Source organism: Ruegeria sp. AP7, assembly GCF_056539905.1.
This window is the reverse complement of record NZ_JBQFVT010000002.1, coordinates 226,655-240,179: the sequence shown is the minus strand read 5'-3', so window position 1 is coordinate 240,179 and position 13,525 is coordinate 226,655. Positions and strand designations below refer to the sequence as shown.

At 50.2% G+C, this 13,525-nt stretch carries 10 protein-coding genes; 7 read left to right on the top strand and 3 right to left on the bottom strand.

Annotation, left to right across the window (positions count from 1 at the left end; translation table 11 throughout):
* Positions 1–440 precede the first annotated feature (440 nt).
* The 7 genes from ACR0KN_RS06060 to ACR0KN_RS06030 all read left to right on the top strand — a co-directional run bounded on the left by ACR0KN_RS06060 (position 441) and on the right by ACR0KN_RS06030 (position 10,208).
* Positions 441–881, top strand: coding sequence for a thermonuclease family protein (locus tag ACR0KN_RS06060; RefSeq protein ID WP_480652141.1), 441 nt, complete (start codon positions 441–443; stop codon positions 879–881).
* A gap of 294 nt (positions 882–1,175) precedes the next feature.
* Positions 1,176–2,669, top strand: coding sequence for a hypothetical protein (locus ACR0KN_RS06055; RefSeq protein WP_480652139.1), 1,494 nt, complete (start codon positions 1,176–1,178; stop codon positions 2,667–2,669).
* Entirely contained in the window at positions 2,669–3,502 is an 834-nt protein-coding gene (locus ACR0KN_RS06050; protein WP_480652137.1) for a hypothetical protein, read from the top strand. The genes ACR0KN_RS06055 and ACR0KN_RS06050 overlap by 1 nt, the downstream gene beginning before the upstream one ends.
* Before the next feature lie 67 nt (positions 3,503–3,569).
* Positions 3,570–4,619, top strand: coding sequence for a hypothetical protein (locus ACR0KN_RS06045; RefSeq protein WP_480652135.1), 1,050 nt, complete (start codon positions 3,570–3,572; stop codon positions 4,617–4,619).
* Between the two features lie 59 nt (positions 4,620–4,678).
* Entirely contained in the window at positions 4,679–6,127 is a 1,449-nt protein-coding gene (locus tag ACR0KN_RS06040; protein WP_480652133.1) for a GmrSD restriction endonuclease domain-containing protein, read from the top strand.
* 295 nt (positions 6,128–6,422) lie between these two features.
* Complete coding sequence (locus ACR0KN_RS06035) at positions 6,423–8,690, top strand: hypothetical protein (RefSeq protein WP_480652131.1); 2,268 nt, start codon at positions 6,423–6,425, stop codon at positions 8,688–8,690.
* 3 nt (positions 8,691–8,693) lie between these two features.
* A complete protein-coding gene (locus ACR0KN_RS06030; protein ID WP_480652129.1) occupies positions 8,694–10,208 on the top strand; it encodes a hypothetical protein in 1,515 nt (504 codons plus the stop codon).
* Between the two features lie 397 nt (positions 10,209–10,605).
* On the opposite strand, the gene ACR0KN_RS06025 is transcribed toward ACR0KN_RS06030, so the two are convergent.
* Genes ACR0KN_RS06025 through ACR0KN_RS06015 form a run of 3 tightly spaced genes read right to left on the bottom strand, consistent with a single transcriptional unit; the run spans position 10,606 to position 13,454 of the window.
* Complete coding sequence (locus tag ACR0KN_RS06025; protein ID WP_480652127.1) at positions 10,606–11,034, bottom strand: EcoRII N-terminal effector-binding domain-containing protein; 429 nt, start codon at positions 11,032–11,034, stop codon at positions 10,606–10,608.
* Complete coding sequence (locus ACR0KN_RS06020) at positions 11,027–12,862, bottom strand: DEAD/DEAH box helicase (protein ID WP_480652126.1); 1,836 nt, start codon at positions 12,860–12,862, stop codon at positions 11,027–11,029. The genes ACR0KN_RS06025 and ACR0KN_RS06020 overlap by 8 nt, the downstream gene beginning before the upstream one ends.
* Complete coding sequence (locus ACR0KN_RS06015) at positions 12,849–13,454, bottom strand: HNH endonuclease (protein ID WP_480652124.1); 606 nt, start codon at positions 13,452–13,454, stop codon at positions 12,849–12,851. The genes ACR0KN_RS06020 and ACR0KN_RS06015 overlap by 14 nt, the downstream gene beginning before the upstream one ends.
* Positions 13,455–13,525: the final 71 nt, after the last annotated feature.

The following is a 13,525-nucleotide window of genomic DNA, read 5'->3' as shown; positions in this document are numbered from 1 at the left end:
TCAAGCATTATTCGGCTGAAGAGAAGAGTCGGTTTGTGCTGGACGACCTGTGGAGCGAAGGCGCCAAACGGCTCACGTGTTGCTGGAAAATCAATAGTACAAACACATTTGGGCAAGGCTGTAGACACAGGAAGATTGGCAGAAAATCACAAAAGAATGTCCGATCACAAAATGCATAAAGATCTAACGGCCCACAATTAGTTTGTGTAACTGTGTAGATTGTCGGAGCACGTTCATATGAATAACTTATTTGCTTGTTTTAGCGCTGTAGCCATTCTATTTGCGGTTCCGGCTTATGCCAGACAGACGGTTGAACCGAAGTTCTCAACTACAGAAGATATAGAGCATAGCGGCGGGTGCCGTAAAAACAGCCCGCCTGGCCAGTGCTGCCACGCCGGAAAAAAACCCTACCATTGCCACTAAAATAATTGAGTTCATCCATGTTTGAGGTGTTCGACCTGAAGAGTTGGTTTTACGGGATACTTGCGGTAGCGGCTACGGCAGCCAGCATAGCATCAGCAGGCCAGAAAATTGAGGGCAAAGCCCGTGTTATTGATGGTGACACAATCATTGTTGCAGGCATCAAAGTACGTCTAAATGGTGTTGATGCCATGGAGCTTGGTACTGAGGCTGGACAGCAAGCAAAGGCTGAGATGTTGAAGATGGTGCATCGAAAGACTGTGACCTGTGAGCTCAATGGAGAGCGATCATACGATCGAATGATTGGAATCTGCTATGTGAACGGCAATGATGTGGCTGCGGTTTTGATTGCCAACGGATTTGCTTTGGATTGCGCGCGGTATTCAGGTGGTCGATACAAACAATATGAGGTTCGAGCAGCTCGTTCGAAACTCAAACAGGCCGGCTACTGCAGAAACTGAGGCAATTGAGCGAAGTTTGCAATGGAAAGCCGGTTTCTCTTTGCGCTCAGCAGTCAAAGGTCGCGGTGCGCTGTTTTAGCAGGTGGATGAATTTGATTTTGCTGATCAATCTTGCAGCTAAGTATCAGTGTGATAGCGTCCGCCATGGACGATTCATCAGGGCTGATGCGCGGCTATTCCGAGCGTTTCTGTTGTATCAAAATCAGTTACTTCGCGGACGCGGTTTGCCTGGATCAAGCCACTCTTGCGACATTTCGATAAGCCCAATGGCGAGTTAGGTAAGAGGGAACTCCTTTGCTGAAATCATTGTCAGAAATTTTTAAGTCGGACGAGTTTCTACCGACAGCAGCAGTGTTTCCCGACATTGATAAAGATCGGTTGGCGACAGACTTAGATCTAAAGTCTGAGGGAGCATCTAGGGGTTCGGCAAATCAACCCGAACCGAATGCGAAGACACTTGATCATGTTGAACTCAAAGCGATCGCGCGTGTAGAGGATCTCCGGCGGCGAGGACTTGAGAACTACGAAACCAATCGCCGAGTTTACGCTGAACGTCTGAACAAGGCAGTATCTGCCCGAATGCTCGTGGAAACAGAAGCAAGTGACTCAAAGGCAAAATTTGCTGAGGAGGTGACAAAATGGAAATCCATGATGGTCACCCCCAGAGAGCGGGTTCAAGAGACCTTCCGATGGCGCAACAAGTTTAGAGAAATCAACCAACTGGAGAGGCCTGCAAAAAACGCCTCAAGTTGGGTAGCTTTGATCGGATTGTCGCTCGTACTGGTCATTTTAGAATCTGGTGGAAACGCTTACCTTTTTGCTCAGAAGAACACTTTAGGTCTTTTGGGCGGGCTACTCGCGGCTCTTCTCGTTTCAGTGGGCAACGTATCCCTAAGCACCCTTTTTGGAGTGGGTACTAGATACATAAACTGTCAGGGTATCGCTAATCTCGTAAAAAAACTTTGCGGCCTCGTTTTCTTTCTTTCCTGGGTTGTGTTTGCCCTGACATATAACGCGGGCGTCGCACATTTCAGGGATGCCGTGGAACGTATTGGTGATTGGCGCCAAGCTGGTAGTGCAGCCGTGCAGACCATGGTGGCAAACCCAATCGTTTTGCACACCATGGAGTCCTACGTACTATTTACTTTGGGATTGTTCATTTCGATACTGTCATTCCTTAAAGGTTACAATCATTCAGACCCATACCCTGGATATTCGAAAGTCTCTCAGGATGTGATTGACGCTAGGGATGACTATGTCGCTAATCTTGAGGAATCCATTGAGACGCTAGCGGAGCATCGAGACGATGCTGTGAACGGTTTGCGCGCTGCCAATGATGAGGTTCGCAGAAACATCAATGATTCAATCGATGCGCTTTATGGTCAAAAAGCTCTTCAATCAAATCTGAAGCCGTTCTTGGAACAGTGCGACATAGCCGCCAACTACCTTCTTTCGATGTATCGGGACGCGAACAGAGCCGCAAGGAATGAAGGGCCGCCTGAGTACTTCAACGAACCCTACGCCTTTGAGAAATTCGAAACCACTCAAGAAGATTTAACCAGACGCAAGGAGGCAGAAGAGCAGGCGAAAGAAGTCTCAGAAATGGTGACGAAGTCGATCCATGAAATTTTTGCAGTTTTTCATGAAGCCGTGAAATCACACTATGAAATTGACGAATTAGAAGGCACATTTATCGACCGGTCCAAAAAATCTTCATTGGGAAGTTTCGACGTCGACGGAGAGCCCCCTCTCAAGGTGGTTTCTGATGAGAGGCTTGGATCGGCATAATGGCCAAAAAACGTGGTTATTCAAAACGCCGCCGTACACAACGTCGAAAGGGCGCCGAGGCAAACAACCTCGTTTGGGGAATAGTTATCGTTGCCTGTATCGGATTGATGGCGGGCATAGGTTTCGTTTCCCAAAAGCTTATTTCAAAAGCTGAAGTTGACGAGGTAACGCTATGTCACACTGGAGGCGTTCACAATGTAGTCTCAATTCTTCTTGATTTGACTGATCCATTGAGTGAAACGCAGCAAGCTCGACTAAAGACAATTATCGCCCGCGAAGTGCGTGAAGCATCTGTTGATACCATGATTGCTTTAGGTGTGGTGAGTGAATCGAGCGTCAACTGGGGTGCCAAATTCGCAAAATGCAAGCCCGCGACTGGTGTTGATGCCAATGGACTCTATGAGAACCCAACAATAATCGCGGAACGTTACGAGCGCGAGTTCACTGTTCCTATTGAGGCCACCCTGGAATCAATGATGTCTGGTAAGAAAGAGAATCAATCTCCAATCATGGAAGCGCTTCAGTCCCTTGTTTCCGAAACCCCCTACTTTGCAGACACATCTGGCAACCGAAAAATAATCGTAGTGTCCGACATGCTCCAACACAGTGACAATTTGAGCTTTTACCGGAACCAAGGATGGGATTACTTTGTGCAACAAGGTGGTCCGCAAAGGCTAGCTGGAAACCTCTCAGGTGTTTCCATTCAAATCCTGCGCGTTCCAAGGCTGACTTCAAACGCTCCTTCAAATACTGCTGTTGAAGATTTTTGGACGAGGTACTTCGACAAACAAGGCAGTAGCCCTCCCAGTGTTACTTCCTTGGGGGACCTTTAAGATGGGATCAAGAACTTCCAAATTTCATGATGTGGCACCACGTGAAAACCTAGACCGAGTAGCATTTATGCTAGCCTTCGTTCTTGGGGTCTTCGGAGGAGTTATTCTCAAACTCATGGGTGTCCACCCGTTCGTTGCAGCGGGGTATTCTGCCGCAGTTTTGTCAGCTTATGCACTTGTCGCTTGGGCCGGTGGCCGCCTTAAAATTGAGCCCGAAGCGATTGGTGATAACTGCTATTACCTTGGGTTTCTGTTTACCTTGGCTAGCTTGGCGTTCACTCTCTATCAGATGGCTGATCCAGCGGCCAATCAAGGCAAGCCTATAGCGATCCCGGAAGTTATCTCTGGCTTTGGAGTGGCATTGTCATCGACGATTTTTGGCGTATTTTTGCGGGTTCTACTTATGCAAATGCGCCCTGATTTCGTTGCGAAGGATCGAGCGGTTCGTGCAGACCTCAATCGGGCATATGCGGAGTTTCGCAAAGATCTCTCCGGTACGATGTCGCAGATGAAAGCGTTTTCCACAGAGTCGATTCAGATGGCAACGGAACGGGACAATAGGCTCAGAGAAGCAACTGAAGACTTTGTGAAGGATCATCGGGAAGCGTTACAACAATCGGCTAGCACATTGGCGGAAAACATCGAGAAGTCCTTCTCAGAGGCGTCCAAGAGAGCAATAACTGAGATTACGGCGTCAATTCTGCAAGCAAACAAAGAAAACCAAGCGGCACTCGTTGAACTGGTGTCCGAAATACAGAATCTAAAAAACCGTTTGCAAGAGCAAGAAAGCCAGTCCTTCGAAGAAATTCAAAACCGCCGGAAGCGATTAAATGCTGAATTAGAGACCGCTGAAAATCGGCTTAAGGCTCAGGATGAAGCGATGTTGAATTACATCAAAATCACTCGACGAGCCGCAGATGCAATGGAAAAGAGGATTGTCCCAGCGTTGGACCGTTTCAAAGAAAGGTTGGACGAGTTGCCTAAGGACGCAGTTTTTGAGCATGGAGTGCCTGAGCAAAACGCGTCGGCGGAAGATCTTGGGGCGGCTGTAGAAGAGCCATTCACTGTCACTCCCCAAAGGCCTCGTTTTTGGGGTGCCAAGAGGTCTGATACTTAGTGACTAGTGTGCAACAGTCAGATCGAAACTACCGTCGCGGTGCTATCATGGGGCTCACGATGGCGGAAGCGTTTATCCTGATTGCATTTGCGCTTCTTCTCTTATTTGCGTTTTGGCAATGGGAGGAAGAAAAGAAAAACACACCAGATGTAACTGCATTCAGGCAACTCACAGAGGTGCAAAGGCAGACCGTGCTGACCTCTATCAATGATGGATCAATTGAAGCATTCGTAGCGCTCAAAGAAAACGGCATGGATTTTTCTACGCCGGACAGCGTTGAAAATCCTCAAGAAAAGTGGCGCTTCATCGACGAAGACGAATTGAGGCGCCTGACAGATGCTGCAGCAAGCCTGCCTGAAGATATCCAACGAAATCTTGCTGACCTTGTCGAAGCGGGGCAGGCAAAAAAACTTCTGCGCGAAATGGCCGCTCTTGACGACCTGATAAAAGCTGGGCGGACGTTGGAGGGAATATCCGGAAAAATCCAGGATGCTGAAGCCCAAGAAGCTGCTCTCGTTGGCGCGTTGAAGTCGGAGCTTGGCGGTATAGTTGCCACCATTGGTGGCCATATAGATGACGCCGGTGCAATAATCCTGCCTGACAGGGTGCTATTTGATCAAGGGAAAGCAAACATTACTCCTAGCCTCGCTAAGTTCCTAGCGGATGCTTGCCAGCCGTGGCTGTCTACACTTCGCAATTCAGGGGTCGATATCGCTGAGGTAAAAATCGAAGGTCACGCTTCGTCAGAGTGGCGAAGAAATTCATCCCCGCGGGAGGCCTTTTTAGGAAACTTGGACCTTAGTCAACGAAGGTCACAAGCTGTCTTACGTACCTGCCTGGACTTCGTTACAGACACCAAGCTTCTGGAATGGTCGAGGAAGCACCTAATTGCAGTTGGCTACTCGTCCGTTCGCCCCGTACTTAGTGAAGACGGACAAGAGGACCAAATTTCTTCGCGCAGGGTGGTGTTCAGTGCAACACCAAACAGACAATCCTTAATCGAAGAGATCGAGACGGAGGCAAAAATTGCCCGCTACGACCGCTCGCTGTTCGGTGGCTGGTCCGACAATGATGGCGACTGCCAAAACACTCGGCAAGAAGTTTTGCAGGAGATGTCTACAGGAGACGTAACCTTATCGCAGAGCAATTGTACGGTCGTTCGAGGAAGGTGGCTCGATCCTTATACTGGCAATGTCAAGACTATTGCTCAGGATGTAGAGATCGATCATTTGGTTCCGTTAAAGTGGGCGTGGGACCGAGGTGCTCACTCTTGGCCTGCCGAAAAAAGAGCCAGTTTTGCCAATGACCCGACCAACTTGTTTGTAGTATCGAGCAACGTCAATCAAGACAAAGGAGCCAAAGGGCCTCTTGATTGGGTTCCACCATCAGGTGGGTTTCAATGTGAATACGTAACTAGGTTTGTTCGTGTGACACGGAAGTACAACCTAGAGATTTCTGAGATTGAACGAAAAGAAATTGAAGCGATGCGAGCGAGTTTGTGTGAGTAGGCAAAAAAATTTGGCGCGTTGGCAGCCTGGTTTGGAAGCTCAAGCGCCTGTCTAACTCGCTGTATGTATTTTGCTTGTTACTGGGAACAAATAGCCGTTGCTTTTTTGCTTGAGGCCAAAAACAATATCGCGTCCGGTCGAACCTGTTTCATGCAGGATTCTCAGATAGACGCCAATATATTAATAAGGTTAAATTTTTTCCTTGAAACCAGTTGACCTCATTGCCGCCGCTTCTTGGAGCCGCGCAGCGTTCACGACATACGCTCTTAGCCTCTCGTTCTTTGAGGCGGTAATTTTGGACGCTTTGGTACGCGGGCGCAGCTCGACTTCTCTGATACTCTCCGATCCTGAAGGTATTCGCGCCGCGCTGAGCGAGGAAGGCGCGCGGCGTGTTGGCCGTGACTACGAAGTTGCGCCGGTCGTCCGGAAAGGTTCTGGCGTTTTTCACCCCAAAGTTAGTGTTCTATCGCGAGAAGATGACGCACATTTGCTTGTGGGTTCAGGAAACCTAACATTCTCTGGCTGGGGCGGGAACCTTGAGTTTGTGGAACATCTTCACCCGAGCTTCGCCGCTGATGCTTTTGAAGATACCGCAGCATTTTTTGAAGCACTTGGCTCTTCGAACGAAGTCGCAACCTCAGCTGGGGATGCAAGCAACGAGATCGCCGAGGATCTGCGCAAAGCGGCTAAAAGAGGTATTCGTGATGGTCGGGTTCGACTGCTTCACAGTCTGGATGCGCCTATTGCTGAACAAATCGCACTATATGCCGACGACCTCGGCGGCGCGACACAGATCATAATCGTTTCACCCTACTTTGATCTGGACGGAAAGGGGCTGACAAGGTTGGCTGCCGAAACGGGCTGCGACAACATCCAGATCCACGCACACCCGGCAGGAAGCGTTTGGGGTGACTCAACGCCTGACTGGCCAATTGATGCGCTGCAGGCATGGAAAGCGATTGGTGTTCAACACCTTGCCAGTGACGAGCGACGGCTACATGGAAAAGCAATCGAAGTTGTTTGTCGGCGAGGGCGACTTCTCCTTTCAGGCAGTGCAAACGCTACTGAAGCCGGATTGCATGGGCGTAACGTCGAGGCCAACGTGCTTCGCGTACAACGAGACGCAAAATCGTACTGGCAAACCTCTCCTGGCGTACCTCCCGCGATTTTGCCAGCCGACGACAATGAGGCGGATACCGTTTACTCAGATGGAGTTGGTATGCTCTCCGCGAAGCTTGATGGTGATATCATTGTCGGCAATGTGTTGACGCATATTAGAGCGGGGACAACTGAGGCGCATCTCAGAAGCCCTCGGCGAGCTGACGAACTTGGCGAAGTTTATGTAGATAAAAAAGGTCAGTTCTGCATCAATGTGAGCAGTGTCGAATTGGATTCATTCCAAACCGGACGCCATATTCTTCGGTTGCAACAAGGACCACAAATTTGGGAGGGATTTTTATCAGTCACTATCGCGCTGGAGCTGATCCGGCGCTCCGGTGCCCTGGCAACCCAGCTCATCGCAATGCTCACAGGCACCGATACCCCAGAAGATGTTGCCGCAATACTCGCGTGGTTCAACGAGGACCCCACGCGATTACCCAATGCTCCAATGAATGGACTGAGCGGACAATCGACCGAGGGCGCTGTTCGGAAAGCAACTACAATAACAGTTGGCGATCTCAGCTCCGTGTCGGAATCCATGCACGCTTCAATAGCAATGCAGGATGCAGGCCAAAACTATGCATGGCGAAGATCGATGGATCTACTTCGAGCAGCATTCGCGCAAAACCGAGGGCCATGGCCAAGTGGCGATACCATGGACGACGATAGCGAGGAGGAGGATACGGCGGCGCGCTCCAAGCAGGTTTCAAAAGACGATAAGAACAATGACAAGTCGCGGAAGTTTTTTGGTCAACTACTTGAAAAGATGCTCGATCCTGCTTCTGAGGGACGAAATGCTCCGATTGCCTTGTCGCTCGCCCATTTTCTAACAGATCGCATCCGACCTGAATCAACAGAAGTTCAATCTTGGGTCTGGAGGATCCTGAGCCAGATTGTTGCAGTGGAGGGACCGGAGGCCGACATCATCATTGCCACAGCACTTCTCTTTCATAGCTTACCTCATCACCGCTCAGGAGAAATAACTGCGCGACGCTTCTTGCTCAAACGCGGGTTGGACCCCGAGAAACTGACAGTCGATCCATCTTGCATTTCCGCTTTTGTTGACGTGTTAAACCCCAAAGCCGATCTGTTATCGGAACTCTCGAAAGTATGCGCAGCCAAAACGATGGGGGAACAGATTCGCGCTTACATTGCCGCTGCGACCGCATCTGGTCCCGAAAGTGGATTCGACAGCTTAAAGGCCTCTAAGTTTTGGCCAAAACTACGTCGTGCGATCGAGGACCCGGACGAATTCGCCAAGTTCACTATTGTCGAAGCGCCAACAGACTACTGTCCGCTCAAAAGTATCCGTCTCCCCGCGATAGCGCGCTCGGATCTGCGCACAAATGGTGTCACCCGCTGCGATTGCTGCGCGCGCATCATACTCAACAAGGATTGCTAAGGTATGCAGACACTTGAGTTCCTACTGGAAGAGGCCCAACAGCAAAGCGAGCCATGCATCGTGGCACCATCAAAAACCGAGCTCGGCGGCGTTGACCCTCTTGGTTTGAGACAGATTAACTTTGGCCTTATGGATCGAGTATTTCCCGACCTAAATAACGTAGCTAGGCATATCCGCCCCTACGTTGTTATGGCTTGGGCTTGGCGACGCGTCAGGACGATAGTCGAAACTGAAAATGCAATCCGTGCGAGCGACGCTGAGATGCGCGATTTCGTTGATCGCATCGAAGCGATCTATGCATGGTCGCAGTTCCTTAACGACCCCAATGCAGATCTTCCCGGACGGCAAGCTATGCAAACCCTGATATCGGAGAAAAGTTACATTTTCGGCGGTAGCGAGTGGGAAGCCAGAAGGAATATGCGCCGCTATTCAACAGGATTCATTTCCCCTTTGAACTACGGCCCAAGCCTCCGCACTCTCGGATGGCTGATCCCAATTGAAAAAGGATTGGGGGTGTTTCAGCCCGACCCACGGCTAGCTCCTCTCCTTGATGAATTCGAGAACGCAATTCGCGATGAACTGGGGCACGAAGCGTTCAACAAATTTGGTGAGGTGAAAGTCAATCGGAATGACGCCAGCCGATGGGGCGCACTTTGGGGCATGAACGATATTTCAAAAACAGAGAAGAAAACGATGTTTCGCCGGCTCGGCGGCAGGGATGCAAACAACATCCGGCGTGATGGGATTGCACTGCTGGCCGCGGCTTATTCGGATCTCCAGAAGCCCGATCCTTCACCAGAGGCTATTCGTACGCGAATGGCGGATTTGCCGCATTCGTGGAGAAACGCGTCTAGCAGGCCTGCAGCTTCGGATGAATGGCGTACGTTGCAAGTTCGTCAGTTGTTCCGTCTTGCATTGGAAAGTCTGCTTTTCTGGGCCATTGGTTTGCTGTTTCAAGGACCGATGAGAAGCGGTCAAATCGCACGGGCTTTTCTGGATGAGTTGGAGCCGGCAGCGGAAATTCCAAAAACAGCAAACGAATGGATGCGGTCCGTGAATGTGGAAGGAAACCCCGTCGATTTCCTTCGCCAATTACAAGTCGAGTTGCACAGAAAACCTTGCAACGGCAATCGACTTACCAGCGCAATTTTCCGCGCTCTGGTATTCTGTCTCAGTGAAGCCCCTGAACAATCCAATACCTTCGAAAGCGCGGATAGGCTCCCGCTTCGCAGCGCAAAGCAGAACGCCGAAGCATGGAATGCCTTGAGACCAGCTGAATTCCTAACTCGGATCTTTGACGTTTGGATTATGGCCCAGCATGCCTATTGGGCAGTGGGTCGCGGACTCGCGGACGCAAGAACGCGTGGAAAACAAATACTAAGATTGAAGGTCGTAATGGATGAAGGTGGATGGACACTTACCCCGGGCACCACAAAGCAAGGCAATCCGCCCGAACCGACACCGGATCGGTTGGAGACCGCGATTTGTTTGCTGAAAGAGTGTGAGAAGCTCACCTAAGAAATTATCAATATCGGGCCTTAACTGACAGTTGCAGTTATGCACGAGGCTCGACATTCATCGCTCATTGGATGCGGCTCTCTTGTCGTAACTCGAGACCCAACGCGAATGGATGAGATGACGGAATACGTCGCTGTATACCCTTTTGAGAGCTGTATCTGATCGTCCGATCGTGGCAAGCAGCGGTACATCTGTATGAGTGGCAAAGCTCTGGTTTGGACGGTGCGTCACGAGTTTCCTTCGACGGATGACTAGCTGCGGCTTTGGATTGGTATAGCAAGAAGGAGTATCTTGGGCGCAGCGAGAACGAGTCCGTCGCTTTTACCCCAGTGAAACCTAACTCTCACGGTTGTTAGCCATTCTACGCCGAGATTAATTCAAAGAGATTTTGACATGTTTAATGCACCCGGTTCCAACCCGTAAGCTTGATCTTGCCTGACTGGCTAGACGATACTTCTATGGCAGCTGGAATAACACTTATCTGAAATTTGGATTCGCCTTCCCTACTGGAAATCTTGAACAAATCACCTTCACTCGCTCCAAAAGCTTTAAAAAACTTGGTCATGTGCGTAATTCGGTACTCGTCTCTCGTTCCCTTCGGATCGTGAAACTTGTTGTTATAAAATACATACCTGAACGACCATTCCCTACCATCCACGTCAACGCAGCTGAGCCAAGCGTCCGGGTTCTTTACACTCGGGTCTAACTTGGGAAGAAATGCAATCAGTTCCTTTTCTCCTTTAGGAACGTGAATACCCGCCTGATGGGCTCCTGACTCCCCAGTGTCATTAGCTGTAAGTTGTTTGGTGAATGTTGTTTCAGTCATTTGTTCTGTCCGGTGTAATTTCCAGCGCGCGCTTCAGGTCTAATTCGTCCCGTGTTGCTATCGGTATGGCTTCATTCCCCAGTTCCCTCTTCCACCTGGAGCGATCCAACATCACAGCTTCAACTGTGTCCTCATAGTATAACCGGTATACTGTCACCGGTTCGGTTTGCCCTCGTCTATGTGCTCTGGCACTTGCCTGAGCTTCTAAGGCGGGATTCCAAACTTGCGTAAAATGTATAACTACAGTTGCAGCAGTGATGTTTAAGCCTGCGCCGGCAGCTTTCGGATTCAGAATGAGGCATGCAGGGCCATCGTGAGCAGTGTAGTCGTCAACAATAACCTGACGATCCTCTTGCAAGGTTGAGCCATTAATTGCGGACCAGAACACTTCGGATGCGGGTTGGAGAGCTTGCCTGATCAGGTTTCCACATCGGTTGTAAGAAGCGAAAACCAGAACTTTGCGACCGTTGGAGAACGCCTCCTGTATCAGTGCGACAGTTCGCTCTAACTTCGGTGTGATAAGAGCTTCGGAACTGCCCCAGTCGATCTGTGCATTTTCCTCGTATAGCTCTTCAAATGACGTCTGCGACCGCAACCAGGGATGAGCACAAAACATTTGAAGCTGACCTGTGGCAACAAGAGCGCCGGCAGACGGATATTTTTCAAGTGTCTCGGACCTGATACGTTCATACTCGGCAGCAAGTGAATTACCTAATTCTATCGGAAGATCAATGTCGACGCGCTCAGGCAAGTCACCTGCAACGTCGCCTACAAGTCTTCTCAGTATTATTGGCTCAGTTATTTTTTTCAGCTCCTTCGCCGCGGCCACCCCATCCGGAAATTCCACTTCAAATTCTGACTGCGTCCCAAGCAGTCCAGGTATTGCGAAGTCGGCAATCGACCAAAGATCTAAAAGGCTATTCTCAACCGGCGTTCCGGTCATTGGGATACACCGCTTACGCGGAACTGACGCCAGCTCGCTCCTTCGGGCCGATGCCGGATTCTTAAGAGCCTGTGCCTCATCGCAAATCACCCAACCCCACTCAAAGGCGCTGATGATTGAGATGTCGTTGACCGCAGTTTCATAGGTAGTGATCACAACCTGCGCCACCTGAAGATCTCGAAAAATCCCCGCCCGATGAGCCCCCCTGTGGACCATAACGGACAATTCCGGTGCGAATGTATGGATCTCTCTGCGCCAGTTTGCAATGAGGCTCGTTGGACACACGATTAGAGCCGGTGCAGTCTCTGTAGGCGGGTCGAGCAACAGAAGTGAAATAATCTGTATTGTTTTGCCCAAGCCCATTTCGTCTGCAAGGATCAACCCACCAGTGTGAGAAAGCGTTTCCTTCATCCAGGCTACTCCATTGGCCTGGTATCCGAACAACGTCGCATTTAAGCCCGGGATCGAAGCATCTACAGGACGCTCTCCAGCCTGATCACGAGCAGGTTTGAGAACATCATTGTCGAGTTCAACTGAGATGAGTTCCTGAGAAAACCGTCGCAAAGCCAGAACTTCTGGGAACGAAAGATCTTCGAGGTCATAACCGGAAAAAAGGCGCTCAATGGTCTCTGCTACGTCGTGAGGTAGGGGCCGAATTGCACTTCCTTCAACATACCAGTTGTGCTTGAGCGAAGGCGCCAGTCCGGAGACAATTTCTCCTTTCACCTTACGCCGGCCCTCGAGGCTAGCCTTGTAGCCAATGCTCGATTTTTCAATTAGCAACGTCGGGTCTCCGACACGTTCGGACAAAGTGAACCCGGCCGGAGGATTTTCTTTCAGAGCAAAGAAGTCATTCGGAAACGCTGATACGTCAGTCTTCTTCATTGGCCATCATCTCCGAAACCTCACTTGGGGTCCAGGGAACCGGACGACGTGTGTGCACGACGCGATGACATGTCGGACACAATGGGATCAGGTCCGATACCGGATCGTAAGCACTTGGCTTATCCAGGCTCGCCAGTGGCTGAAGGTGGTGCACTTCAATGACCTCACCTGCCTCGCCGTAGGTTTCTCGCGGATCCATGCCACATATTCCGCAACGATGCCCATGAAGACGAATTGCCAGAAGACGGTTTCTTGGATTGCGCTCTCTTCGTTTGACGGTACTCAGAGATACTGCACCTTCGAAGATTTCGGCGTCGCCGCGCTCAAAGTCCCGGGGCACTTCATCATATCCGATTAGTTCAGCTACCGCGGCCAAAATAGGCACAACAATTTCTTCGCAGGTTTGAGATACCTCCGCATCGTCAACGACGGAGTTTATCCCTCGTCTCTCAGCCGTAATTGAAAAGCTGATGTCATCAACCGCCCAGTTCTCTGAGGTCATCCCTTCCGGAAAATAGAGGTCAATTTCTGATCCGATACTTCCCGTCAGGCTGAATGCAAGTTTTTTGGCTTCGTTATCCGCTTGATTCATCTGCAAAATAACTGCCTCACATGCAGATCCGAAGCTCAGCACAACGCGGTGCCGACGCAAGCCAGAGGGCC